This window comes from Pseudomonas sp. NUPR-002 (genome assembly GCF_056322725.1).
The window spans coordinates 146,149-170,305 of record NZ_CM150476.1 but is presented as its reverse complement, the minus strand read 5'-3'; the positions used below and the strand labels follow the sequence as shown (position 1 = coordinate 170,305).

The 24,157-nt window shown below is 61.8% G+C and carries 23 protein-coding genes; 11 read left to right on the top strand and 12 right to left on the bottom strand.

The genetic code is table 11. The annotated features are described in order from the left end of the window. Window positions 1-2 precede the first annotated feature (2 nt). From ACVWSC_RS00740 to ACVWSC_RS00705, 8 genes are all read left to right on the top strand, one after another. Window positions 3-701 (top strand): ABC transporter ATP-binding protein, encoded by a 699-nt coding sequence (locus ACVWSC_RS00740; RefSeq protein ID WP_442111326.1) that lies wholly within the window; start codon window positions 3-5, stop codon window positions 699-701. Next, the gene (locus tag ACVWSC_RS00735; RefSeq protein WP_442111324.1) at window positions 685-1,908 is read left to right on the top strand and encodes an ABC transporter permease; all 1,224 of its coding nucleotides are present in this window, start codon (window positions 685-687) and stop codon (window positions 1,906-1,908) included. The genes ACVWSC_RS00740 and ACVWSC_RS00735 overlap by 17 nt, the downstream gene beginning before the upstream one ends. Window positions 1,909-1,924: 16 nt before the next feature. Continuing rightward, window positions 1,925-3,451, top strand: a complete 1,527-nt coding sequence (locus ACVWSC_RS00730; protein ID WP_442111322.1) for a formylglycine-generating enzyme family protein — start codon at window positions 1,925-1,927, stop codon at window positions 3,449-3,451. 21 nt (window positions 3,452-3,472) lie between these two features. After that, complete coding sequence (locus ACVWSC_RS00725; protein WP_442111320.1) at window positions 3,473-4,213, top strand: hypothetical protein; 741 nt, start codon at window positions 3,473-3,475, stop codon at window positions 4,211-4,213. A 9-nt stretch (window positions 4,214-4,222) separates the two neighbouring features. After that, window positions 4,223-4,726 (top strand): hypothetical protein, encoded by a 504-nt coding sequence (locus ACVWSC_RS00720; RefSeq protein WP_442111318.1) that lies wholly within the window; start codon window positions 4,223-4,225, stop codon window positions 4,724-4,726. Between the two features lie 45 nt (window positions 4,727-4,771). Beyond that, complete coding sequence (locus ACVWSC_RS00715) at window positions 4,772-6,007, top strand: VWA domain-containing protein (RefSeq protein ID WP_442111316.1); 1,236 nt, start codon at window positions 4,772-4,774, stop codon at window positions 6,005-6,007. Between the two features lie 11 nt (window positions 6,008-6,018). Beyond that, window positions 6,019-7,275 carry a VWA domain-containing protein gene (locus ACVWSC_RS00710; RefSeq protein WP_442111314.1) on the top strand — a complete coding sequence of 419 codons (1,257 nt, stop codon included), beginning with the start codon at window positions 6,019-6,021 and terminating at the stop codon, window positions 7,273-7,275. Window positions 7,276-7,476: 201 nt separating this feature from the next. Next, complete coding sequence (locus tag ACVWSC_RS00705) at window positions 7,477-7,917, top strand: CBS domain-containing protein (RefSeq protein WP_442111312.1); 441 nt, start codon at window positions 7,477-7,479, stop codon at window positions 7,915-7,917. Between the two features lie 16 nt (window positions 7,918-7,933). On the opposite strand, the gene ACVWSC_RS00700 is transcribed toward ACVWSC_RS00705, so the two are convergent. The 3 genes from ACVWSC_RS00700 to ACVWSC_RS00690 form a co-directional block, all read right to left on the bottom strand. After that, on the bottom strand, window positions 7,934-8,581 hold the full coding sequence (locus ACVWSC_RS00700) for an NADH:ubiquinone oxidoreductase subunit N (protein ID WP_442111310.1): 648 nt from the start codon (window positions 8,579-8,581) through the stop codon (window positions 7,934-7,936). A gap of 63 nt (window positions 8,582-8,644) precedes the next feature. Continuing rightward, window positions 8,645-8,884, bottom strand: a complete 240-nt coding sequence (locus ACVWSC_RS00695; protein WP_133216342.1) for a DUF2789 domain-containing protein — start codon at window positions 8,882-8,884, stop codon at window positions 8,645-8,647. Window positions 8,885-8,944: 60 nt separating this feature from the next. Next, window positions 8,945-9,403, bottom strand: coding sequence for an aminoacyl-tRNA deacylase (locus ACVWSC_RS00690; protein ID WP_442111308.1), 459 nt, complete (start codon window positions 9,401-9,403; stop codon window positions 8,945-8,947). Window positions 9,404-9,505: 102 nt separating this feature from the next. On the opposite strand from ACVWSC_RS00690, the gene ACVWSC_RS00685 reads away from it, so the two are divergent. Together ACVWSC_RS00685 and ACVWSC_RS00680 are read left to right on the top strand one after the other, a co-directional pair. Beyond that, window positions 9,506-10,891 (top strand): NfeD family protein, encoded by a 1,386-nt coding sequence (locus ACVWSC_RS00685; protein ID WP_442111306.1) that lies wholly within the window; start codon window positions 9,506-9,508, stop codon window positions 10,889-10,891. Window positions 10,892-10,893: 2 nt separating this feature from the next. Continuing rightward, window positions 10,894-11,640, top strand: coding sequence for a slipin family protein (locus ACVWSC_RS00680; protein WP_442111304.1), 747 nt, complete (start codon window positions 10,894-10,896; stop codon window positions 11,638-11,640). 112 nt (window positions 11,641-11,752) lie between these two features. Here ACVWSC_RS00680 and ACVWSC_RS00675 read toward each other — a convergent pair whose 3' ends face one another. From ACVWSC_RS00675 to ACVWSC_RS00650, 6 genes are all read right to left on the bottom strand, one after another. After that, window positions 11,753-13,153, bottom strand: a complete 1,401-nt coding sequence (locus ACVWSC_RS00675; RefSeq protein WP_442111302.1) for an efflux transporter outer membrane subunit — start codon at window positions 13,151-13,153, stop codon at window positions 11,753-11,755. Beyond that, the gene (locus ACVWSC_RS00670) at window positions 13,150-14,025 is read right to left on the bottom strand and encodes an efflux RND transporter periplasmic adaptor subunit (protein ID WP_442111300.1); all 876 of its coding nucleotides are present in this window, start codon (window positions 14,023-14,025) and stop codon (window positions 13,150-13,152) included. Before ACVWSC_RS00670 ends, ACVWSC_RS00675 begins: the two co-directional genes overlap by 4 nt. Further along, window positions 14,022-14,234, bottom strand: a complete 213-nt coding sequence (locus ACVWSC_RS00665; RefSeq protein WP_442111298.1) for a DUF1656 domain-containing protein — start codon at window positions 14,232-14,234, stop codon at window positions 14,022-14,024. Before ACVWSC_RS00665 ends, ACVWSC_RS00670 begins: the two co-directional genes overlap by 4 nt. After that, window positions 14,231-16,321, bottom strand: a complete 2,091-nt coding sequence (locus ACVWSC_RS00660) for an FUSC family protein (RefSeq protein ID WP_442111296.1) — start codon at window positions 16,319-16,321, stop codon at window positions 14,231-14,233. The genes ACVWSC_RS00665 and ACVWSC_RS00660 overlap by 4 nt, the downstream gene beginning before the upstream one ends. Then, window positions 16,318-16,770, bottom strand: coding sequence for a MarR family winged helix-turn-helix transcriptional regulator (locus tag ACVWSC_RS00655; protein WP_442111294.1), 453 nt, complete (start codon window positions 16,768-16,770; stop codon window positions 16,318-16,320). Before ACVWSC_RS00655 ends, ACVWSC_RS00660 begins: the two co-directional genes overlap by 4 nt. Window positions 16,771-16,863: 93 nt before the next feature. After that, window positions 16,864-17,682, bottom strand: coding sequence for a tetratricopeptide repeat protein (locus ACVWSC_RS00650; RefSeq protein WP_442111292.1), 819 nt, complete (start codon window positions 17,680-17,682; stop codon window positions 16,864-16,866). 207 nt (window positions 17,683-17,889) lie between these two features. On the opposite strand from ACVWSC_RS00650, the gene ACVWSC_RS00645 reads away from it, so the two are divergent. Beyond that, window positions 17,890-18,900 carry a helix-turn-helix transcriptional regulator gene (locus ACVWSC_RS00645; RefSeq protein ID WP_442111290.1) on the top strand — a complete coding sequence of 337 codons (1,011 nt, stop codon included), beginning with the start codon at window positions 17,890-17,892 and terminating at the stop codon, window positions 18,898-18,900. Between the two features lie 91 nt (window positions 18,901-18,991). Here the strand turns inward: ACVWSC_RS00645 and ACVWSC_RS00640 are convergent, their stop codons facing one another. The 3 genes from ACVWSC_RS00640 to ACVWSC_RS00630 are packed head-to-tail and all read right to left on the bottom strand — an operon-like array spanning window position 18,992 to window position 23,891. Beyond that, on the bottom strand, window positions 18,992-20,347 hold the full coding sequence (locus tag ACVWSC_RS00640) for an HlyD family type I secretion periplasmic adaptor subunit (RefSeq protein WP_442114236.1): 1,356 nt from the start codon (window positions 20,345-20,347) through the stop codon (window positions 18,992-18,994). 7 nt (window positions 20,348-20,354) lie between these two features. Beyond that, entirely contained in the window at window positions 20,355-22,511 is a 2,157-nt protein-coding gene (locus ACVWSC_RS00635) for a type I secretion system permease/ATPase (protein WP_442111288.1), read from the bottom strand. Window positions 22,512-22,553: 42 nt separating this feature from the next. After that, the gene (locus ACVWSC_RS00630) at window positions 22,554-23,891 is read right to left on the bottom strand and encodes a TolC family outer membrane protein (protein WP_442111286.1); all 1,338 of its coding nucleotides are present in this window, start codon (window positions 23,889-23,891) and stop codon (window positions 22,554-22,556) included. Between the last annotated feature and the right edge of the window lie 266 nt (window positions 23,892-24,157).

Genomic DNA, 24,157 nt, shown 5'->3' with positions numbered 1-24,157 from the left:
CCATGCTGGATATCAAAGGACTGCTGGTGGTGCGCGGGCAAGGCCCGCAAGCCCACCAGGTACGGCTGGACTCGCTGCAGCTGCGCCAAGGAGAGATCTGCGCGATCACCGGCGAAAGCGGCTGCGGCAAAAGCACCCTGCTCGAAGCCATCGGCCTGTTGCTGGCGCCGCAGGCGCTGGAGCGCTACCAACTGGGGCCAGAGGCGCTGGACGTAGCGCGGTTGCTGGCCGCTGAGCGTGAGGCAGAATTGGCTGCTGTGCGTTCGCAGCAGTTGGGTTTCGTGCTGCAGAACGGTGGTCTGCTGCCGTATCTCACGGTGCGCGAGAACATCAACTTGCCACGCCGCATGCTCGGCCTTTCCGGCCGCAGTGACGCAGTAGGCACAGCCATCGATGTGTTGCGCCTTGCCCCGCTGCTCGACAAGTTGCCCCAGGCGCTGTCGATTGGTGAGCGTCAGCGCGTGGCCTGCGTTCGGGCGATTGCCCATGAGCCACGCCTGCTGCTCGCCGATGAACCCACCGCAGCCCTCGACCCGCTCAACGCCCGGCGTTTGTTCGAGCTGTTGCTCAATCTGGTCAGCGAGCTGGGCCTCAGCGCTTTGGTGGTATCGCACGACTGGGCGCTGATCGACAGTTTCGGCTTGCCACGCCTGGGCGCGGTCAACGGTGAAGGAGAGACGCGCTTTGAAGCCCTGGCATAAGCGTCTCGGATTACTCCTGCAGCTGTCGCTGGCCGACCTCTGGCACGACCGCAAGGTCACCCTGTGCATGGCCGCGTCGCTGGTGGCGGTGATTGCCCCGCTGCTGCTGTTGTTCGGTCTCAAGCATGGCGTGGTCAGCCAGTTGCAGAACGAACTGTTGAGCGACCCGCGCAACCTTGAAATCAAAATGCTCAGCAGCGGTCACTATGACCGCCAATGGATTGAAGCCCTACGCCAACAACCGCAAGTAGGTTTCGCCATCGGCCAGACCCGCTCGCTGAACACCCAGGCGGACCTGCTCGGCGAGCGTGGCCGCTTCGCTGACAACGTCGAAGTGATTCCAACCCAGGCCAACGACCCGTTGCTCAACTCGCCCCTGAGTGCCCTGCAGGGTGATCAGGTGATTCTCAGCGCGCGCGCCGCCGAGCGCCTGAGCGCCAAAGCCAGCGACAGCGTGCGTCTGCGCGTGGCCCGGCGTATGGACGGCGTGAATGAGCGCGGGGAACGGACTCTGCAAGTGCAGGCAGTGCTGGAGCCTGCGCGCTTCGCCCGCCCGGCGGCGTTTGTCAGCCCCGAGCTGCTGCTTGAACTTGAGTATTACCGCGATGGCTATCAGGTCGCGGCGCTGGGCGGTGTGACGGGCAAAACCCTGGACGGGGTGAACGTCGGCTATGCCCGCGCCCGCCTCTATGCCCGCGATATCGACAGCGTCGAGCCGTTGGAACGCTGGCTCAACGAACAACGCATCGAGACCAGCAGCCGCCTGGCCGAGATCGACAGCGTCAAGGCCATCAACCACGTGTTGGGGCTGATCTTCAGCGTGATTGCCGGTGCCGCACTGATCGGCTGCATCGCCTCGCTGGTGGGTGCCTTCCTCGCCAACATCGACCGTAAACGCCGCAACCTGGCGGTGCTGCGCCTGCTGGGCTTTGGCAGTGCGGCAGTGGCGGGCTACGTGGTGCTGCAGGCATTGCTGCTGAGTGCGGTGGGTTACCTCGGTGGGCTGGGCAGTTACTTCGTCGGCAGCCTGCTGTTCGATTACTTGCTCGGCAGCAGTCAGGCCACCGGCACCTTTGTTTGTCACATCACTGTCTGGCATGGCCTGGTGGCCTTGTTCCTGGCCTTCCTGGTCGCTGCCCTGGTCGCCCTGATCGGTGCCCTGCGTGCGATTCGAATTCAACCTGCGGAGAGTTTGCGTGAGCTTTAAAGCCTGCTGCCGTCTGATGTTTGTACCTCTGAGTTTCGGCTACCTGCTTAACGCTTCAGCCGCTGCCTGGGAAGAAAAGCACTACAACCCGATGCCAGAGGCCGATGACGTGGTGCTGCCAATGCCGTGCGAAGGCTCGATGGTGTTTCGCAAGGTGTTGATCCCGCTGGCCGGGCCGCTGGACGACTTCCCGATCAACATCGGCCAGGACAGCGCCGAGTGGGGCTATGTCGAACAGACCCGCCCCGCCTTCATCTCCGGCAGCTTCACCAGCGCCAAGGGTGACAAGTCGCGTTACTACCTGATGGCCAAGTACGAGATGACCCAGCTGCAGTACCAGGCCCTGACCAGCGAAACCTGCCCGACGCCGTCGAACAAACTGCGCTTGCCGGTGGTGTCGGTCAGTTGGCTGGATGCCCTGCAGGCCGCCGACAAATACAACCGCTGGCTGCGCGCCAACGCTGCGGCCAAGCTACCGAGCGAAGACGGCGCCCAGGGCTTCCTGCGCCTGCCTACCGAAACCGAGTGGGAGTTTGCTGCCCGTGGTGGTCTGCAGGTCAGCACGGCTGAATTCCGTGACGGCCGTTACCCCATGCCTGAAGGCCTGAACAGCTATGAATGGTACGCGGGCGCGCAGTCGGCCAACGGCAAGTTGCAGCTCAGCGGCCTGCTCAAGCCTAACCCGCTGGGCCTGCACGACATGCTCGGCAACGCCAGCGAGATGATGTTCGAACCCTTCCGCCTGAACAAACTCGACCGTCAGCACGGTCAGGCCGGTGGCTATGTGGTGCGCGGCGGCAACTACCTGACCGCCGAAGGCCAGTTGCGCACAGCGCTTCGCCAGGAAGAGCCGTACTACAACGGCGAGGGCCCGGTGACGAAAAAAACCAACGGTGTGCGCCTGGCGCTGGTGTCGCCGACCCTGACTTCGCGTGAGCGCGTCAGCAGCATCGAGAAGAGCTGGAGCAAGCTGGGCAACGATCAGCCGTCGGCCAACCCGAAAGACAAAGGCACCGTCAAAGCCCTTGAAGACCTGGCCTCCAGCGTTGAAGACCAAGGCCTGAAAGACCAGCTCAAAAGCGTGGAAAACCAACTGCGCGCGAGCAACCAGCAACAGCAGGAAGCCCGTGACCAGGCGATCCGCGCCAGCCTCAACCTCGGTGCGTTCCTGTGCACCAAGATGCTCGATGACGGCCAGTACCTGGACTTCCTGCAGAAAAACTATGCCGCCAACTGCAAGGCCGGTGAGGAAGACCCGACCTGCGGCATGCGCAAAACCAAACTGGACGAGCAAGACGACCGCCTGCACAAGCTCAGCCGTTACTACGCCAGCTCGCTGGTGGACTCGGCCTCGCTCTATGGCCAGCCGCTGCTCGAAGCGCAGATCCCGGTGCTCGAAGGGGTGCTGACGGCGAACAAGAACCTTGCCGAATTGACGCCTTACCTGCGCACCCACTGGAGCAACCAGGCAGCGTTCCTCAAGACCCAGAAGATCGACATCAACGCCTGGCTCAAGAGCTGCAAGGCCGTAACTCATAATTAACCGCGAACAAGGAAAGCTAACGTGAACAGCAAAAAACCAGGTATTGCCCGGGTGTGGATCGGTTTGATGATGGCGGCCAGCCTGGTGCTCAGCGGTTGCGCCAGCACCGGCAGTTCGCTGCTCGGCGACAACAGCCCAGGCACCGCTGACCCGCGCCTGACCTCGGGTAACGACGCCAAGTTCTTCAGCACCTCGGGTTATCAGGCGTGCGCGGTTGCCGCTGCCGGTGGCGTGCTGGCCTGCACCCTGTCCAACTCGAGCAACAAGGCGGTCTGCGCCGTTGCTGCCGGCCTGGCCGCCTGTGGCGTGGCAATGGGCGCCAACTACTACCTGGATGATCGTCGCGCCAAATACGCCGACACCACTCAGCGCCTCAATGTGATGAGCGCGGACGTGCAGAAAGAAACCGCCAAAGTCGCCGAGCGCACCACCACCCTGCAGCGCGTGATCAACGACGACAAGCAGCAGATCGCCGACATTCAGCGCGACATCAAAGCCAAGACCGTCGACAAGGCCAAGGCTAAGGAAAACATCGCCAGCATCGACAAGAACCTCGACCTGATGCGCAAAGACGTGACCAACATGCAAAAGCGCATCACCGAGTTCCAAGGCGTCGCCAAGCTTGAGCGTGAAAGCGGTTCCAGCCCGGCTGAAGTGGCGAAGGTCGAGGCCGAGATTTCCAAAATGAACACCAAGGTCGCGTCGCTGCAGCAAGAGGTCGATGGCCTCTACAACCAGCGTTCGGCAATCACTCTGGGCTGAGGATAAGTCATGTTGCTACGAATCGGCCTTGGCGCCTTGCTGCTCAGCACCCTGGCGGGCTGCGCCACCACTGCCTCGCAATGCAGCGCCTCGGACAGCAGCGCCAGCCTGATCAGCAAGCTCAACTGTGATTACGGTGGCGGCTACGCCGAGGGCGTGCGCAACAGCGAGCAAGAGCTGATCGCCGCCCGTGAGCAGAACCGCCAGTTCAACCAGGTGTTCGACGAGCTCAGCGCGCTGCAAGCCTCGACCCGTCAGGACCTGGCCACCCAGCAGCGCCAGCAGGCGAGCCTGGAGAAGTCGCTCAACGGTTTGTTGAGCACCCTCAAGGCCCGCCACGGCAATAAAAGCGATGTGCAACAGCAGATCGCCGGGTTGGAAAAACAGCTCAAGGCCAGCCAGAGCGCACCGGCAAAAAATGCCAGCAGCGCCCAGCTTGAAGCCCGTAAACAAGAGCTTAAAGCCCTCCAGCAGCAGGTCAGCCGCCTGCAGTTGAGCTTGGGTTACGAGTAAGCCCCTTCGGCAGCTTCGGCTGCCGATCTTTTTCAGGATTCCATCATGCAGCGGGTTACCCGTGATGCCGGGCCAGACCATTCGGGCCTGGCCGATCTCGTCCAGACAATCGCGATCATCACCAAGCACTTCCCTCCCAGCGTCGCCCAGCTGTATGCCGTTCCGCGCAGCGGCAAGGATGGCGTGCGTGAGTGGTGGACCGAGCTTGAAGGCCAGCCACGGTTGTACCGCGAGCTCAACGCTGACCAGCAAGCGGGTTTGCTGAACGTCTACGAGCAGCGTCAGGACGCCATTCGGCAACTGGCCGCCGAGCTGGAGCAGCGTGGCTTGTCGGGCGAGGCGTTGAATTTGCGGCGCCTGATTGGCCCGGCCAACCTGGATAACCTCTACAGCGTCAACGGCCAGCCGCTGCTGGTGCGTTGGGGCGAGCCGGTCGTGGCGCCTGCACCACCGCCTGCGCCGCCTCCGCCCGTTGCCCCGGTGCGCCGCCGCTGGATCTGGCTACCGTGGTTCCTGCTGCCGCTACTGGCCTTGCTGGCCCTGTTGGCTGCCTTGTGGTTCGGCTGGCCGTACCTGGCGCGCTGGTTCGAAGGCGAGCCGGCGCCGACCAAGCCGTTTGCCTGCATCAAGAGCCCTACCGTACAGCCGCCAGAACTGTCGGTGGTGCTCGATACCTCAGGTTCCATGCAGCTCAACGTCGCAGCGACGCTGGACGATGAGCAGTGGTTCTTCGAAAACCAGGACAACCCGGCACCTGACCTTGTGCGCCTGAAACGGATCATGCAGGGCCCGATTCGTATGGATGTGGCCAAGCAGTCGCTGACGCAAATGGTCAATGACCTGCACCCGGCCATCGACATGCGCATCGTCACCTTCGACGGCTGCCGCACGCCGGTGGACCACGGCGTATTCAACCTGGCCCAGCGCCCGGCCTTGATCCAGGGTATCCAGGGCCTGGTCGCCAACGATGGCACCGCGCTCAGCGCCAGCCTGGACATGGCTGCCCGCGCCATGGATGGCCGCAACCGCGACGGCGTGATCGTGATGTTCGTCGACGGCGCGGATGGCTGCGGCCAGAACGTCTGCGAAGTGGCGCAACGCATCGCCCAAGAGCAACCGCGACTGAAGGTCAACCTGATCAACATCAGCAACAACAGCCTGGCTGACTGCATCGCCACCAGTACCGGTGGGCAGGTCTACTCGGCCAACGATGCTGCACAGCTGGCCGTGGCCCTTGAGGCGGCGAGCCAGGACGTGTCCAGCAAAGCCAACTGCGACTAAGGGCCGGGCAAATGCAACGAGTACTACGCGACACACAGGCGAACCAGCAAGCGGCCTCGGTGCTGGAGCAGACGGTGGCGCTGATTCGCCAGCACTTTCCGCTGAGCATTGCCCAGCTGTATGCCATTCCGCGCCAAGGCCGTGATGGTGTGCTGGAGTGGTGGTCAACGCTGGAAGGTCAGCCGCACCTGTATGCCAGCCTCGAGCGGGAACAGCAGGCGCAACTGCTGCAGCGTTATGAAGAGCGCCAGGCCGCCGTTCAGCAGCTTGCTCAGGAGCTGGAGCGACGTGGCCAGCCAGCGGCAGCGCAGGCGCTGAACCAGCTGATTGGCAGCCCTGACCTGAACAACCTGTACAGCATCAACGGTGAGCCACTGGTGGTGCGTTGGGGTCAGCCAGCGCCTGTGCAGGCGCCACCTCCCGTCGCAGCGCCAGCCGCTCCAAAACCGGCCCCGCCGCCACCTCCTCCACGCCCGGTGCGCCAACGTCGGCCGCTGGTGCTGTGGCCGTGGCTGCTGGGCTTGTTGTTGCTCGCGTTGCTATACGGTTTGTACCAGCTATGGCCGACGCTGCGTCAGCTCTGGCAAGCCGCTGGGCCACAGGCCTGCACCCCTGGCGGGGCATTCAAGGCCTCGGAATTTACCGTGGTGCTCGACACCTCGGGCTCCATGGATGAGCGGATTCGGGTCAAGCGTGAAGACGAGCAGTGGTACATCACGCTGCTGCGCAGGGTGCCGCTGGTGGAGGAGTTCCTGCCGTACGACGCCGCGCAGCGGATTTCGCGCATGGATGTGGCCAAGACCTCGCTGAGCTCAGTCATTCAGAACCTGGACAACGATATCGACATGCGCCTGGTCACCTTCGAGGGTTGCCGGGCACCGCTGGACCATGGCGTATTCAACCCCGGCCAACGCAACGTCCTGATCGACAAGATCAACAAGTTGCAGCCTTCCGGCGGTACGGCGCTGGGCGACAGCCTTGACGCCGCCGCCAGCCAGATGAACGGCCGCGACCGTGATGGTGTAATCGTGATGTTCGTCGATGGCAGCGACAGCTGTGGGCGCAGTGTGTGTGCTGTGTCCAAGCAGATTGCCGAGCAACAGCCACGACTGCGGATCAACATCGTCAACATCAGCAAAAGCACCGGCTCCAATTGCGCGGCTGAAAACACCGGTGGCCGGGTTTACACCGCCAACGATGCCGCCGCCGTCGCCGCCGCCCTCAAAGAGGCCAGCCAAGAGGTGTCCAGCGCCTCCGACTGCAACTAACTCCCCCCGGTGGGAGCGGGCTTGCCCCGCGATGCGGTGAAACTGACACACCGCTATCGCGGGGCAAGCCCGCTCCTACCCGCGGTGGTTGATGACGTTTTTCAATGGGCTCGATGCCGCTTTCGCTCTTGCTCTGTGGCCGTCTGTACACGATTCTTTAGCTATCTGCCGTCATCAACTCCCAGCATTGCAGAGGCCTCTATGAAAACCGTGGCACAGCTCCTGAAAACCAAAGCCCAGCAGCACCAGCAGGTTCATACCATTGGCCCCGGGCAAATGGTCCTCGATGCCCTCAAGTTGATGGCCGAGAAAAACGTCGGCGCCTTGCCTGTGGTCGAGGGTGGCCAAGTGGTGGGGATCGTCAGTGAGCGCGACTACGCGCGCAAGATGGTGCTCAAGGGCCGCTCGTCAGTGGGTACTCCGGTCAGCGCGATCATGAGCGCACCGGTAATCACCGTGGACCCGCACCAGAACATCGAGTACTGCATGAACATGATGACCAACAGCCATTTGCGCCACCTGCCGGTGGTGGAGAACGGCGAGCTGTTGGGCCTGCTGTCGATTGGCGACCTGGTCAAAGAAGCCATCGCCGAGCAAGCCAATATGATTCAGCAGCTGGAACAGTACATTCGCGGCGATTGATTCGCCGCGTAGCGGCTCAGCGGTATTCGCCCTCCAGCTCATCGAGCTGGTGGTCGAAGCTGCGCAGGCGTGCCGACCAGGTGTACACCAGCACTTCCAGGTCGCGGTTCAGTACCGCGCCGCCTCGTCCGCCTCGTCCGCCGCTTTGCTGCGAATCGCACAGGTCCAGTTGATAGCGCTCACGGGCCATGGCGGTGGCGACGGTGGAGAGTTCGCGGGCGTTGTCCAGCCAGTGTCGGCGTAGGTCGTGGGTTTCTTTGTCCAGCTCCCGGCACTCGCGTTTCAGGGCTTCCAGGCTTTGCTCCAGCGGCGTGCCTTCCAACTCGCCCATAACTTCCTGAAAGGTTCGCCCCGGCTGCCAGTAGCTGCCCCAGAAGTAGCGGTCGAAAACGGTTTCAACGCGCCGCAAGGCGACTTTGGTGTTCCAGATCGCCACCAGCGTTCGGCCCTGAGCCAGCTGGCGCTTGCTGACCCGTAATTGCTGCCAGGCAATCCAGGCCAGTGCAGTCAATGCCAGTGCCCCGATCACTCCGCTGGCTGCGTAGAGAAATACCAGGGCCTGGTCCAGTTGATAGCTCTGTTTGACGCCGTAGAAATAACCGACGGTCAGCAGGCCCAAAGCACTCACGGAACACCAGAAACCGACGGCATAGGGATCTTTCATTGCGCTATCCCCCTGTTGTTTTTTTCTGAGCATAGCAACGCCGCACGCCGGTATCAGTGCCACTCAGCGTTTATTTCGCAGGGCCTCATTGAGCTGATCGAACATCACTGCCCAGTCCGAATCTTCCTCGATACTATCCTTGAGAAAGGTCCGTTGCGACTCGTTCCAGAACGGTGCGTCGACCAGTTTGATCTCGCCTTTGAGCGGCGAATGGCTGGTGATGAACTGGTCGATGCCAACCGGGTCGTCGGGCAAGCCAAGCTGTTTGAACAATTCTGAAAACTTGTGATTGGGTGCTTCCATAGGTCACTCCTTAGCGCCAGACCAGCCGTCCACGACGCCAGCCTGGCAGTGGGTTGATCATCAGCAAACCTCACGCACTTCGGCGTTAGGCACCAGTTTCAGGTATTGCGCCATGTTCATGTGGATCAGGTGGTCGTGATCGCCGGCTTCGACATAGACATCGCCTTGGCGGGTCAGGGTTGGGTCAACCAGCATCTTGATCGAGTAGGCATCGCCCATGGCCGGAATGGCGCCGCGTTCACAGTCGCCAAACAAGTGGGGCAAGTTGCTTTCCGAGGTCATGTGCCACTGTCCGGTGGCCTGCACTTTGCTCATGTCCAGGTGACGATTGGCCGGTAGCACGGCCATCAGGTAGTTGCCATGACGGTCGTCGAGCATGACTGACTTGGCCACCCGCTCGGCCGGAACCCCTGCCATGCGCGCCGACTCAAGGCTGGTGGATGAGTGCGCGTGAGGAACGATGTCGTAGTCGCAGCCGGCCTTGTCCAGGCACTGCTGCAGGGTTTTTGCCATACGCATGATGCACCTCCAGAGAGAGCTCCCCCACTGTTGAAGTTTAGGCCGTGCGCCTGCAGGCAGCAGACTAAACTTAGTAGACACGCACAATCCGGGTGAATTCAGGTGATCGCTCGTTGGTGTCGGCACCTGCTCTTCCTGCTCTTGCTCGGCGCGTTGCCTGGCAGCCAGGCAGCGCCCGCTCATTCGGTATTGGTGCTCAGTATTAACGACGCCATCGGTCCGGCCAGTGCCGATTATCTGATACGTGGCCTGCAACAAGCCAAAACCGACCAGGCGCAACTGGTGGTGATTCGCCTGGATACACCGGGCGGGCTCGATAGCTCGATGCGCGAGATCATCAAGGCGATCCTTGCCAGCCCTGTGCCCGTCGCCAGCTTCGTTGCGCCCAGCGGTGCGCGGGCGGCGAGCGCCGGTACCTACATTCTCTATGCCAGCCACGTGGCCGCGATGGCCCCCGGCACCAACCTGGGTGCTGCCACCCCGGTGCAGATCGGCGGCTTGCCCGGTACGCCGAAAGACCCGGGCGCACCACCGGCAGCACCGACCGGCGACAAGCAACCGGCACCCACCGAGCAAGACACCTTGACCCGCAAACAGGTCAACGACGCTGCCGCTTACATTCGCAGCCTGGCGCAACTGCGCGGGCGCAATGCCGAATGGGCCGAGCAGGCTGTGCGTGACGCTGTCAGCCTGCCCGCCAGCGAAGCGCTGCGCCTGAAAGTCATCGACCGCGTCGCCAACGACCTGCCGGATCTACTTCGCCAACTGGACGGCAAAACCCTCGAAGCCGCCGGGCAATCGCGCCCCCTGAACACCGCCAACGCGGCCGTGATCGAGCGCCAGCCCGACTGGCGCACACGCTTGCTGGCGGTGATCACCAACCCCAGTGTGGCGCTGATTCTGATCATGATCGGTGTCTACGGCCTGATGTTCGAGTTCATGAGCCCCGGCTCCGGCGTAGGCGGGGTGATCGGTGGCATCTGCCTGTTGCTGGCGCTGTACGCCTTGCAACTGCTGCCGGTGAGCTATGCCGGCGCCGGGCTGATCCTGCTTGGGGTGGCGTTCATGATCGCCGAAGCCTTCATGCCCAGCTTTGGCGTGGTCGGCTTCGGCGGCATCGTCGCCTTTGTGGTGGGTGCGGTGATTCTGATGGACACCGATGTGCCGGGCTTCGGCATCCCGCTACCGCTGATCCTGTTTCTGGCGCTGTTCTCGGCCCTGCTGCTCGGTGGTGTGGTGGGCATGGCGGTGAAAGCACGCCGACGAGCGCTGGTCAGCGGTGACGCTGGGCTGGTCGGCAGCCTGGCCACGGTCATGGCGGTGAACGACAGCGATCCATACATCGGCTCTGTGCAAGCACAGGGTGAACAGTGGCAGGCGCAATGCCAGACGCCGCTACAGGTGGGGCAACACGTCCGGGTGATCTCACGCAAGGGCGTACTACTGGACGTCAGTGCTGCAGCCGAGGCTGCGGTGCAAGGAGACTGAAGATGTTTTTCGAACTGGGCATTGGTGCACTACTGGCTTTTGCTGCGGTGTTGCTGCTGTCGGCGTTTCGCATCCTGCGCGAGTATCAGCGCGGCGTGGTGTTCCAGCTTGGGCGCTTCTGGCGGGTCAAGGGGCCGGGTTTGGTGCTGCTGATTCCCGGCGTACAGCAAATGGTCAAGGTGGACCTGCGGACCGTGGTGCTGGATGTGCCGCCGCAGGATGTCATCACCCGCGACAACGTCTCGGTCAAAGTGAACGCGGTGCTGTACTTTCGCGTGCTCGATCCGCAGAAAGCGATCATCCAGGTCGAGGACTTTCTCATGGCCACCAGCCAGCTGGCACAAACCACCTTACGCGCCGTGCTTGGTAAACACGAGCTGGATGAACTGCTGGCCGAGCGTGAGCGCCTGAACCTGGATATCCGCCAGGTTCTCGACGCGCAGACCGACGCCTGGGGCATCAAGGTGGCCAACGTCGAGATCAAGCATGTTGACCTCAATGAATCGATGATCCGCGCTATTGCCCGTCAGGCTGAAGCCGAACGTGAACGGCGGGCCAAGGTGATTCATGCCGAAGGTGAACTGCAGGCGTCGGAAAAGCTGATGCAGGCGGCGGAAATGCTCGGGCGCCAGCCGGGGGCCATGCAACTGCGCTACATGCAGACGTTGGGCACGATTGCTGGGGACAAATCGTCGACCATCGTCTTCCCAGTGCCGATCGATTTGCTCAAGGGCATGATGGACAAATGACAACCTCGGTGGGAACAACTGTCTGCACTACCTGTGGGAGCGGGCTTGCCCCGCGATGCGATGTGACTGACAGATCGCTATCGCGGGGCAAGCCCGCTCCTACCGGAGGGGGTTACCAGCCGCCGCCCAGGGCCAGGAAGAGTCTGATCTGGCCCATCGCCACTTGGGTGTTGGCCATGGCCAGTTGCGCGCGCATGTCGGTGTAGGTCCGTGTCGCCTGCAGATCAGCCAGGAAGGACTCACGCCCAGCCTGGTAGAAGCGATGGGTCTGGTCTGCCGCCTGTTGCGCGGAGCGCTCGGCGTCGGCCAGGGCATCACGCCGCTGCAGCAGTGCACTGTACTGCGCCAGGCTGGTCTGGGTTTCGCGAATGGCGTTGAGCACCACCCCGTCAAAATGCGCCAACGCCGCCTGGGTCGAGGCCTCGGCCTCGCGGATGCGCGCCCGTGAGCCGTTGGTCGGGACAGTCCAGGTCAGCAATGGGCCAAAGCCCCAGCGATTGGTGGCGGGTTCGCCAAGGTTTTCGAGGATGCCGATGGTACCTACCTGCGCACCGATGCTGATGTCCGGGTACAACTGCCCGGTCGCCACGCCGATGGTCGCGGTAGAGGCGGCCAGCTGGCGTTCGGCCTGACGGATGTCAGGGCGGCGCTTGAGCAGCGCAGCGCCATCACCCACGGGCAATACCTGGGCGATGTGCGGCAATTCCGCACACTCGGCAGTCCCCGCGGGCAACTGCGCCACCGGTTTGGCCAGCAGCATCGACAGGGTGTACAGGCCAGCCTCGCGGGCCGCCTGGTAACGAGGCAACTCGGCACGCAGTGATTTGAACTGGGTCTGCGAGCGGGTTACCTGAGTTTCATCACCACGCCCGGCGTCACGCAGGCGCTGGGTGAGGTTGACGCTCTGTTCCTGCAGGTCCAGCGACTCGCGGGCGATGTGGTATTCCTCGTTGGCCGCACACACCTGGGTGTAGGCCTGCACGACATCGGCCACCAAGGTAATGCGCGCGGTGTCGGCAGCGGCCTGGGTTGCATCGGCGTTGGCCTGGGCAGCCTCTACGCCACGCTTGAGGGTGCCCCACAGGTCAAACTGATAAGAAGCGCTGATGATCGCTTCACCGATGTTCGCCACCGGGACTTTTTCCGGCAGCAGGAAGGCTTCGCCGGATTCCTGCAAGCGCTGTGCGCCCAGCTTTACCCCACCGTTGAGTCCGCCCTGGGCTTCAGCCTGTTCGACCTGCGCCCGGGCACGGGCGATGTTGGCGGCGGCAACACGCAGTTCGCTGTTGGCCGCCAGCGCCTGACTGACCAGGCTGTTTAACCGCTGGTCGTGATACAGATGCCACCAGTTCGCGGGCACTGGCGCAGACACCACGCTATTGGCGTCCTGGCGCAACTCACCTTGCAGGTCAGCACGCTGGACGGCCGCCTCTTTCGGCACTTTGTAGTCCGGCCCAACCATCTGGCAGGCCGACAGCAGCACGCTCAGGCCGAGCAACGACAGTCGTTTCATTGCTCGTTACCGTCGATGATCGACACCGTCGCGGTGCGTCCGGCGATCATGCGAAAGTCTGCCGGCACTTCGTCGAAGGCGATCCGCACTGGAATCCGCTGCGCCAAGCGCACCCAACTGAAGGCCGGGTTAACGTTGGGCAGCAGGTTGGCGCCGCTGGTGCGGTCGCGGTCTTCAATACCGGCGGCAAAGCTTTGCACGTGTCCGCGCAGGCGAGCGCTGTCACCCATGACGCGGATATCCACAGCCTGACCGATGTGGATACCCCCCAGTTTGGTTTCTTCAAAATAGCCGTCGACGTGGTACGAGGCGCTATCGACCACTGCCAGCACCGGCTTGCCTGCGCTGACGAATTCATGGGCACGCGGGGCGCGGTCGTTGAGGTAGCCATCCACCGGGCTACGCACCACCGAGCGGTCGAGGTTGAGCTGAGCAGCGTCCACCGCCACTTGCGCCTCGGCCAGCGCCGACTGTGCCCGCGCCTCTCGCGACTGGCTTTCTTCGAGTTGCTCCTGCGCCACCAGGTTACCCAGGCCACGGTTACGGCGCGCCTCACGCTGGGCCTGAGCCAGGGTTTCCTTGCGTTCCGCCAAGGTCGCCTGGGCATGGCGCAGAGCCAGGCGGAAGCGGTCTTGATCGATGGTAAACAGCACGTCGCCGCGCTTGACCACTTGGTTGTCGCGCACTTCAACCTGCTGGATCAGGCCAGACACGTCTGGCGCGATCTGGATCACGTCGGCGCGGATATGCCCGTCGCGGGTCCAGGGGGCAAACATGTAGTACATGACCATCTGCCAGACCAGAACGGTCGCCAGTGTCACTACCAGCAGGGTCAGGACCACGCGGCCCAGGGTCAATAAAGGTTTTTTCATGGCAGCATCAGGTTTCGGCAAAAGTGGTCAACCGTGCCGAGCAGCACGGCGTAAAGCGCAACGTTGAACAACGCCCGGTGCCAGACCAGGCGGTAGAAATGCACGCGGATGAGCACCGCGTGCACCCCGAGAAACAACAGGTAGGTGGCAACCATCATTACCAATAGCGTGGGCAGGAACACCCCGCTGATATCCAGTTCACCGATCACAGGGGCGCTCCATCGATACCATAAGGCAATTGCGGTTGGTCATCAGAGGGCTCCAGCACCACCTCGACGCCAGGCAACAACGCCAGGCGCAAGCCGCTCAAGGCGTGCAACAGGTGCACCCGGGCTTCGGCGCTGTCTGCCAGGTCATTGAGGTTCAGCGCGCGGCGTGCGCGCTCCATGTTCTGCAGCAGTGCTTCGGGCGCGTGCAGACGACGGCGGGCATCGAGGCAGGCCTGGAAATGCGCACCCACCTCCGCGACCACGCGTTCCAGCATTTGCCGTGGTTGTGCGCCCACCCGTGGCGCATAGGCCAGCACGTCGAGCAGGCTCAGGCCGACGCGCAGATCGCGCAGGGCGCTGCCGGTGTCCTGGCCGGTCTGGGTCAGGCGTGGCAGGTGTTGCATCAGGCGGTCGAGCATTTGCACACCGAGGCGGCGATGTTCGGCCAGGGTCGCGGGGCGGGTCATGCCGACGATGTCGTGCCAACTGAAACGCGTCAGGCGCTTGGCCGCCAGCTCCACGCCGAACGGGCGCATCACCAGGGTCCAGATAAAGGCGAACAGCAAGCCCACCGGCCCTGCCAGGTTGGAGTTGACGAAGGTCAGGAAGTTAGCGTCGTAGGCACCCTGGATACTGATGAACGACGCCGTGTTGACGATGGTCAGCAAGGTACCCAGGTAGAACTGCGGCTGTACCGTCAGGGTGCCCACGCAGATGAACGGGACGGCGAACGCCAACACCAGCATCGGGAAGTCGTGCAGGTTGGGCAGCACCAGAAACAGGTAGAGGCTGGCGAACACCACCGAGGCGGCGGTCCAGAAGAAAAACCGGTAGATCTGCGGTGCCGGGTCGTCCATCGCGGCGAAGAAGCTGCACGCTACCGCCGCGAGAATCACTGCGCTGCCACCGTCGTTCCAGCCGGAGAGAATCCACAGGCTGGTGGCGGCGATGATTGCGGTGACGGTGGAGAACACCGAGTACAGCATCAGCCCTCGGTCGAAGAAGGGCGTCAGCCGACCCAGGCGCCAATGCCGGTACACCGCACGCCAAGGGGACTGATCTTCGTTGCGGATGGCGTGCAGCAGGCTGCAGCAGTCTTGCCACAGGTCGACCCATTCCGCCAGGCGGTACAGGGCGTTGGACAGCAGCAATGACGGACGCTGATCCAGCGACGCGGCACTGGGCTGCATGTGCTCAATTTCCGCGCGCAACGCCGACCAGCGGCTCGGCGCGGCATCGCTGGCGGTGGCTTTGAGCCACTCGCGCGCTTGCTCCAACAACGGCTGCAGTTGCCTGGCCTGCTCCGGCGCGCGGGCCTCCAGGGCGAGCAAAGCATCATCCAGGCCATCGACGACAGGCAGCAGGTGAATCATCCGACCGCGCAACTCACGGGTGTTTTTCACCGTTTGCGGACGGGCACCTTCGTGAGGCAACTGACCGATCATCAACTCCAGGGAATTGAAGGTCGCCACCATCGAGGCCCGTGCGCTGCCGACTGTTTCCGGTGATGCGGCACGAGCGAGAAAGGTATCGCTGTAGCGGATCGCTTCGTTGAACCAGTTGCCACTGGCACTCACCAGTACCGGTGTCAGTCGGCGGGGCCAGAAAATCGCCCCGACAACCGCAGCACAGACGATCCCCAGACAGATTTCCTGCGCCCGGGACGAGGCGATATCGAACACCCGCAGCGGGTCATCGACAACCGGCAAGGCGATCATCGGCAAGGTATAGCCCGCCAGCATCAGGGCATAGCTGTTGGCCGTGCGCAGGTGCAGGGAAAGGAACAGCAAGGTGCCGGTCCACAAGGCGATAGCCACGGTCAGCAGCACCGGAGTCTGCACCAGCAAGGGCACCATGAACACCGCACCAGCAGCGCCCAGCAACGTGCCCAATGCGCGGTACAGGGCCTTGGAACTGGTGGGGCCGACAAAGGGGCTGGAAACGATGTAGACGGTGGCCATGGCCCAGTAAGGCCGCGGCAGTTGCATGAGCAAGGCGATGTACAGGGCGATCATCGATGCCGCGAAGGTGCGCACGCCATAGAACCAGTCACGCGCGGGCGGCACGGTGCTGAAAAAACCCTTCACGACGGCACTCCTGCCATGCGTTGTTCCGCCTGTTCAAAAGCCCGCAGCACCCGCTGGGTGGCCAATAGATCGGCCTCGTCAATGTCCTTGAGCACCTCACGGCGCAAGCGCGTCAGTTCGCTTTCAATGGCCTCGGCCACAACCCTCCCCCTGCTGGTCAGACTCAGGGCTTTGGCCCGGCGATCTACCGGGTCTTCGCTGCGGCAGACAAATCCGGCTTTGCACAGTTGATCGAGCAGGCGCACCAGTGACGGGCTCTCAAGGCCTGCGGCCCGGGCAACGGCCACCTGGTGAACACCATCACCCAGGCGCATGATCATCAGCAGCGGCATGGCGCACGCCTCGGAAATACCGTAGTCGGCCAAGGTCGTCTGGCACATGCGCCGCCAATGCCGACTGGCCACCACCATACCGCTGCTGATGTTCTGTTGCAGTGCGTCACGAGTCATGAAGGGAGGGTCATCGCTATATTCATAGTTTGCTAACTATCAATGTTCTGCGAACAACGCCTCCGCCGTCAAGCGTGGCTGACGACTGCCCTCTCAGGGCTGGAGTTGATCGTCGAGCTTCATGGTCAGCGCCAACGAACTGCCCATCGCAATGGCCTGGTCACGCCAGTATAGGTAGCGCAGGTTGTTGTGTGACACGCTGAAGTGCACTGCCAGCTCTTCAGCCGCCTGCATCACCCCCGCGACGGCCGCCAGCTCCAGCCAATAGATGCCGGCCTTCTGATCGACGGCCACGGTTTGCCCATGCAGCAGCCGATAACCGACTTCGAAGCGGCAACGCGCCTCGCCACGCTGCGCACCTCGCAAGAACCAGCTGTAAGCCATGTGCAGATCGACCTGCCACTGCTGCGCGTCGCTGTCGCAGATTTCTTCCTCGTAGAGATCACCCAGGGCCGCGGCTGCCTGCTCCATGCCACGCTCGAAGGCGTGTTGGTAATACTCGGCCGCGCTGGCATAGGCAACCTCCACACCCTTGCCGAAATAGTACTGCTGCCCCAGGTTGAACCAGGCCGCGGCACTGCCCTGCAGCGCGGCCATGCGCAGCAAGTGACCGGCCAGCGGCGGGTCGGCGCGCCAGTATTTGCCATTGAGCCAGATCCAGCCCAGGTCGTTGAGCGCCGCCACACTGCCATCCAGTGCCAGGCCACGCAGCTCGCTGTACAGCGCTTGCAGATCGCTGGCTTCTTCCAGGCGGCTGATCAGGATGAAGCTTTCGCCCAAAGCCGCCCGCTGACTGGGCATACCTACCCCGGCGTACAACCGCTCCAACTGCCCGGAGCGACCCGGCATCGGAATGATTCGCTCAGGCAGCAGACGCTCGAGCAGTGGGTAGATGTTGCTGGCAGCTGACATGTTCATCCTCATTGAACAACCCATCCAGACTGATGGCGGGTGTGATGAGGCGTGATTCTGCTCACTGCGACGACAAAACCTGTCGCGAACAATCCGTTTGAGGCAAATCAACGGCTTCATCCTTGAATTGAAAGATAAATGGCCAATTGCCATATCTCTCCGCTGGGACCATGCTACAACCGCAAGCCTAGACAAGGACGTTATCTTTTGCCCTCTGCCACTACCCGTGCCACCCTCAGCCGCCAATGGGAGCTGCTGCGCCAATTGCCCAGCCGTTCGCCCGGTATTACCAGCGCCGAGCTGGTCGCCCGTTTGCAAGGCGCCGGCTTTACCATCAGCAAACGCAGCATCGAACGCGACTTGAACGAGCTGTCGCTGATTTTCCCGTTGGAACGCAACGACAAGAGCATTCCCTACGGCTGGCATTGGGCGGCCAACGCCTGCGTTGAATTGCGCGGGATCAGTGTCAATGAGGCGCTGAGCCTGGCATTGGTTGAAGAAGCGGTGCGACCGCTATTGCCCAGCAGCATGCTCAAAGTGCTGGATGCGCGCTTTAATCATGCGCGGCAGAAGCTCGAACACCTGTCCAGCGCCAACAAGGCGGCGCGCTGGCTGGACAAGGTTGCGAGTGTGCGGGCGGACCTGAATATGCAGGCCCCGGAAGTTCCGGACACTATTCTGGAAACCCTGCAAGAAGCCTTGCTTGAAGAATACCAACTGCACTGCCAGTACTATTCGGCGCACAACGACCGGGTTAGCCAGTTGACCCTCAATCCGTTGGCGCTGATTCAGCGTGGGCAGATCAGTTACCTGATTGCCACCGCGGCCCCTTACAGCGACATTCGTCAGTTCGCCGTGCATCGCTTCCGCCAGCTGCGCGTACTCGACACCGCCACCGAAGGCCTGCGCGACTTTGATCTGCAGGCCTACCTGCGTAGCGATGCGCTGCAGTTCGGTGACACCGACAAGATCGAATTGCACGCCTGGATCAGCGATAACCTGGCGCGTTTGGTGCGGGAAACGCCGCTGTCGGCGGACATGCAACTGACGCAACTGGAGCACGGCCATTGTTTGCAGGCGACGGTGAGTAACAGCTGGCAGTTGCGCTGGTGGCTGTTGAGTCAGGGCGACAGTTTGATCGTTGAACAGCCTCTGGCCCTGCGCCAGCAGATTGCCGAAACGTTGAGCAATGCAGCGGCGCAGTACCAGACCGCTTAAAACACCCGGTAGGAGCGGGCTTGCCCCGCGATTGCGATCCGTCAGTCACGTCGCATCGCGGGGCAAGCCCGCTCCTACAGAAAGCCCGCTCTTAGCGTTCGCGGAGGGCTTCGGCGCGGGCGCGGATGATCGGTTTGAGCAGGTAGCTCAACACGCTTTTCTTGCCAGTGATGATGTCCACCGAAGCGACCATGCCCGGGATGATCAACAACGGTTTGTCGTCAGTACCCAGGTGGCTGCGCTCGGTGCGCAGTTTGATCACGTAGAAGGTGTTCTTTTCTTCATCGGTGATGGTGTCGGCACCAATCTGCTCAAGCTTGGCTTTCAGGCCACCATAGATGGTGAAGTCATAGGCGGTGAACTTGACCATGGCTTCCTGGCCAGGATGCAGGAAGGCAATGTCTTGCGGCCGCACACGCGCTTCAACCAGCAGGGTGTCGTCCAACGGTACGATTTCAACCAGGTCACTGCCCGGCTGGATCACACCACCCACGGTGTTGACCAACAGCTGCTTGACGATACCGCGAACCGGCGAGGTCACCAGGGTCCGGTTGACCCGGTCATCCAGGGCTTTGCCAGTGGCTTGAGCCTTGCTCAGGTCGGTACGTGCTTCGTTAAGCTGGGTGAGCGCATCGCTACGGAATTTGCCGCGAGTCTCGTCAATCTTGCGCTCTACTTCCTTGATCGCCGATTCGGCGCGCGGGATGGCCAATGACGTGGCGTCCAGCTGGCCGCGGTTCTCCACTTCGGCACGCTTGAGGCGCAGCACTTCAACCTGGGAAATCGCGCCCTGGGCTACCAGCGGCTCAGACATGCTGATTTCCTGGCGCAACAGCTGCAGGCTGTTGCGGTACTGGGCCTGCTTGGAACTGAACTCGCGCAATTCTTGCTGACGTTGTACCAACTGCTCCTGCAAGCCGCCGATTTCGTCCTGCAATTGCTGACGACGGCTCTGGTACAGCGCCTCTTCGTTGGCTGCCTGGCTTGGTGCGGCCTTGCGAATCTCTTCGTCGATTTTCAGTGGGCGGTCTTCAACCTCAGCACTCAAGCGCTCTACACGCAGCGCCATGGCCAGCCGGTCTGCCTCGGTTTCACCGACGTTGGAGACAAAACGCGTGTCGTCCAGGCGCAGCAAAGGGGCGCCCGCTTCGACGATCTGACCCTCTTTGGCGTAGATCTGCGCAACGATACCGCCTTCCAGGTTCTGGATTTTCTGCAGCTTGGACGAAGGAATTGCCTTGCCTTCACCGCGGGTGACTTCGTCGATGATCGCGAAGTTGGCCCACAGCCCCATGAACAGGAAGAAGGCGATTACCCCCCAGATGGTCATGCGCACGATGCGCGGCGCATCTTCGATCAGCGCCTTGTTGACCTCTGGCAGTGGCTGGCCGCTAAGGGAATCGGTGCCTTTGAAGTATTTGCGCAGGTTCTCTTTGAATTGGCCCATATCGATCTTATGCAACACTGATCTGCCCCTTCTTCAGCGCATCCATAACGGCGGCTTTCGGGCCATCCGCAACAATCTGCCCCCGGTCAACGACGATCAGACGATCGACCAGTGACAACAACGATGCCCGGTGGGTGACCAGGACCACGGTTTTGCTCTCGATAACGGCCTGCAGGCGCTGCTTGAGACGTTCCTCGCCGGTGTTGTCCATGGCGCTGGTGGGTTCATCGAGCAAGAGGATCTGCGGATTGAGCAGCAGTGCCCGGCTCAGGGCGACGTTCTGGCGCTGACCGCCAGAGAGGTTCTGGCCACGCTCACCCACCTGCAGCTCATAGCCTTGCGGGTGCAGGCGCGCGAATTCATGGACGCCCGACAGCTCGGCGGCCTGCAGCACCAGTTCATCTTCGACGTAACGTGCGCCGCTGACCAGGTTGTCACGCAGGGTACCGGCCATCAGCTGAATGTCTTGCGGCACGTAACCGACATTGTGGCGCAGTTCGCTGACGTCGATCTGGCGGATGTCTACGCCGTCGACCAGCAGCGAGCCTTTGTCGGCTTCGTAGAGGCCGACAATAAGCTTGGCCAGCGAGCTCTTACCGGAGCCACTACGGCCAATGATGCCGATCTTTTCACCCGGCCGAATGACCAGGTTGACGCCCTTGAGCGCCTGGTTCTGCTGGTTCGGGTAAGTGAAATCGACACCGCGGAACTCAATCGCACCTTGCAGCACCTGACGGCTCAGCGGGCGCTCTTCGAAGTTGCGCTCCTGCGGCAGCGCCATCATTTGGTCGGTCGACACCATGGTGACCTTGGCCTGCTGGTAGCGGGTGAGCAAACCGGACAGTTGCGCCATCGGGCCCAGGGCGCGACCACTGAGCATGTAACAGGCAATCAGGCCGCCCATACTGAGGTTGCCGGCAATGATCTGGTAGACACCGGCACAGATCAGCGCCACACCCGCCAGTTGCTGGATCAGCAGGGTGATGTTCATCGCCAGGCCAGACAGCACTTTGACTCGCAGTTCCAGACGGCTAAGGGTGCCGATGGTCTGCTCCCACATGTACTGGCGCTCGCTCTCGGCATTATTGACCTTGACCGCATCAAGGCCGGCCAAGGTCTCGATCAGACTCGACTGGCGCTCGGAGGCCAGGGCCATGGTTTGCTCAAGCGTGGCGGTCAGGGGCTTCTGCAGGGCGTAGCCAATGCCCAGGGCCAGCGGGAAGGCAATGATCGGGATCCACACCAGGTGCCCGCCAATGATGGCGATCACCAGCAAGATCAGCAGGGTGAACGGCAGGTCGATAAGACTCGCCAGGGTCAGCGAGGCCAGGAAATCACGCAGCCCCTGGAACTCGTGAATGTTCTGGGCAAAGCTGCCGACCCGCGCCGGACGGTACTTCATCGCCATGCCGACAATGCGTTCGAACAGCGTGGCCGAGATGATCAGGTCAGTCTTTTTCCCCGCCAGGTCAAGGCACAAACTGCGCAGGCCTTTGAGGATCAAGTCGAAGATATAGGCACCGGCAATACCGATGGCCAGCACCCACAGGGTCGCCGTCGCCTGGTTGGGTACCACCCGGTCGTAGACGTTCATGACGAACAGCGGCGCCGCCAGGGCGATCAGGTTGATCACCAGGCTTGCGGCAATGGCATCGATGTACAGCCAGCGGCTGCGCTTGAGCGTGTCGCGGAACCAGGAGCGGGCGCGGGGAATCAGGTTGCCGTGATTGACGTCGAACTTGTGCTGCGGCTGGGCAAAAAACACCCGGCCGCTGTAGTCCGCCTGCAGCGCCTCGCGGCTGACGTGGACCTCGCCGCCGTCACTCTCGCTGAGCAACAGCCGCGCGGTATCGTCATTTTCCCAACCGAGCAGCACCGTACTGCGACCGTCCTTGAGCAGCAGCATGGCGGGCATGGCAATGCTCGGGATCTGCTCAAGCTTGCGTTGCAACAGACGACCCTGCAGACCAGCACGGGCTGCTGCGCGTGGCAGCAGTTCCGGGCTCAGGCGCTGCTCCGGCAGCGGCAGGCCGGTGGTCAGCATGGCTCGACTGGCGGGCTTCTGGTGCAGCACACACAGTGACAAAAGGCTGTCCAGCAGCGGGTCGTCGTGCTGGCTGCGTGGATCATGGCTGAGTTGGACTCGACTGACTTCTGATTCCACGCGGCTTCTCTTAATGGTGACGGTCGGGGTTCACGGTGAGCCTCAGTTCATGCCAGGCAGGCTCACTTGCGGTTTCAAATCGTTCTGCACAACGGTGGCCATCGGCGCTACAACACCCTGGCTCTTGAGCAGTTGGCCAATGGTCGCCTTGATTCGATACTGAGTAAATACTTGAATGTTCTTCACCTCCGTCAGACGACGCTGGGCGGTGAAGAGTTCGTTTTCACTATCGAGCAAGTCGAGCAAGGTCCGCTCGCCCAGGCTGAACTGCTTCTGGTAAGCGGAACGCACGTTGCTGCTGTAGTCGACATATTGCTGGGCAATAGGCAATTGCGCGTTGGCGTTGTCCATAGCATTCCATGCCAGGCCTAATTCCTCATTGAGCTGGCGCAAGGCATTGTTACGAATGTCCAGCGCCTGATTGGTCAGGTACGACTTGGATTCCAGGTCGGCCTTGTTGCTTCCACCGTTGTACAGGTTAAAGCTCATACGCAGCATAGCCTGCCATTCGTTATTGTGGCCGTTCATGCCATCAATATCGTTATCGGCCGTTCGTCCGAGTTCTGCATCAAAGCGCGGATAGAACGTAGACTTCGCCGCCTCGTATTGCTTTTCCGCTGCCGCAATGTCGGATTCTGCCGAACGCAGGATCGGGCTGCTCTCGACCATCTGCTGACGCGCTTCGTCGAGGTTGGCCGGCAACAGGTCGATGAACGGTGCAGGCGCACTGAGCTCATCAGGCATCTGGCCAACCACGCTCAGGTAGTTGGTTTTGGCGTCTGCCAGGTTGGTTTGCTCGGTGATCAGGTTGTTGCGGGCCTGGGCCAGACGCGCTTCGGCCTGGTCAAGGTCAGCCAGGCGACCAACGCCATTCGAGGTACGCAGTTTGATCTGGTCGTAAATACGTTCGTGGCTGCGCAGGTTGTCTTCGGCCAGGCGCACCATTTCACGTCGGGTAAGGACATCCAGGTAAACCTGGGCTACGGTCAGTGCCGTGCGCTCGGACGAGCCAAGCAAGGCATAGGCACGCGAGTTGACGGTGGCTTGTTGACGCCCTACTTCGCTGGACGTGGCAAAACCGTCGAAGACCATTTGTCGCAGGCGCAGGCTGGATTCACCACGGTTGAGCGTCTCCCAGCGGTTGCCAGTGCTCGGGCTGTCGGTCCCTTCGCGGCCGTAGCCTGCCAGCACGTCAACCTTCGGCAAGTAGCCACCCTTGGCAGCACGCAGCTGGTAGTCCGCAGCGATACGGCTGTTGACCCCGGCCTGGATTTCCGGGTGCACCTCAAGGGCTTTTTGCATGGCCTCTGGCAGAGTTTGTGCTTGAACGAAGCTGGCAGCGAGAGCGAAAGGAAGAGCGGTGAACAATGACGCGCGCATTAGACTTTTTTCCTGGGGACCTCTTGTCCCAAATCACAGCAAAAGGCGTTGCTGCATTCGAAAATGGCAACCAGATAGACGTTATGTCGGAGACTTCCGAATGGGTACTCAAGCGTACGCAGGAAGGGTGGCAGCCGTAAAAATATCAATGTGACATTACGGGGCCGATTGTTTAGGATGGCAACAGTAAGGTCAATAGTTTGGCATAAAGTTAATAGCCAAAAGATATAGTCAAAAGTTTGACAAATTCAGCGTCAAATTAAATT

Bases quoted from the DNA above. Each gene is read 5' to 3' on its own strand.
- ACVWSC_RS00670 (WP_442111300.1), bottom strand. From the start codon at position 14,025: ATGAAAAAACCTTTATTGACCCTGGGCCGCGTGGTCCTGACCCTGCTG.
- ACVWSC_RS00730 (WP_442111322.1), top strand. From the start codon at position 1,925: ATGTTTGTACCTCTGAGTTTCGGCTACCTGCTTAACGCTTCAGCCGCT.
- ACVWSC_RS00650 (WP_442111292.1), bottom strand. From the start codon at position 17,682: ATGTCAGCTGCCAGCAACATCTACCCACTGCTCGAGCGTCTGCTGCCT.
- ACVWSC_RS00655 (WP_442111294.1), bottom strand. From the start codon at position 16,770: ATGACTCGTGACGCACTGCAACAGAACATCAGCAGCGGTATGGTGGTG.
- ACVWSC_RS00720 (WP_442111318.1), top strand. From the start codon at position 4,223: ATGTTGCTACGAATCGGCCTTGGCGCCTTGCTGCTCAGCACCCTGGCG.
- ACVWSC_RS00690 (WP_442111308.1), bottom strand. From the start codon at position 9,403: ATGCGTATGGCAAAAACCCTGCAGCAGTGCCTGGACAAGGCCGGCTGC.
- ACVWSC_RS00710 (WP_442111314.1), top strand. From the start codon at position 6,019: ATGCAACGAGTACTACGCGACACACAGGCGAACCAGCAAGCGGCCTCG.
- ACVWSC_RS00700 (WP_442111310.1), bottom strand. From the start codon at position 8,581: ATGAAAGATCCCTATGCCGTCGGTTTCTGGTGTTCCGTGAGTGCTTTG.
- ACVWSC_RS00680 (WP_442111304.1), top strand. From the start codon at position 10,894: ATGTTTTTCGAACTGGGCATTGGTGCACTACTGGCTTTTGCTGCGGTG.
- ACVWSC_RS00675 (WP_442111302.1), bottom strand. From the start codon at position 13,153: ATGAAACGACTGTCGTTGCTCGGCCTGAGCGTGCTGCTGTCGGCCTGC.
- ACVWSC_RS00705 (WP_442111312.1), top strand. From the start codon at position 7,477: ATGAAAACCGTGGCACAGCTCCTGAAAACCAAAGCCCAGCAGCACCAG.
- ACVWSC_RS00630 (WP_442111286.1), bottom strand. From the start codon at position 23,891: ATGCGCGCGTCATTGTTCACCGCTCTTCCTTTCGCTCTCGCTGCCAGC.
- ACVWSC_RS00695 (WP_133216342.1), bottom strand. From the start codon at position 8,884: ATGGAAGCACCCAATCACAAGTTTTCAGAATTGTTCAAACAGCTTGGC.
- ACVWSC_RS00740 (WP_442111326.1), top strand. From the start codon at position 3: ATGCTGGATATCAAAGGACTGCTGGTGGTGCGCGGGCAAGGCCCGCAA.
- ACVWSC_RS00715 (WP_442111316.1), top strand. From the start codon at position 4,772: ATGCAGCGGGTTACCCGTGATGCCGGGCCAGACCATTCGGGCCTGGCC.
- ACVWSC_RS00640 (WP_442114236.1), bottom strand. From the start codon at position 20,347: ATGGGCCAATTCAAAGAGAACCTGCGCAAATACTTCAAAGGCACCGAT.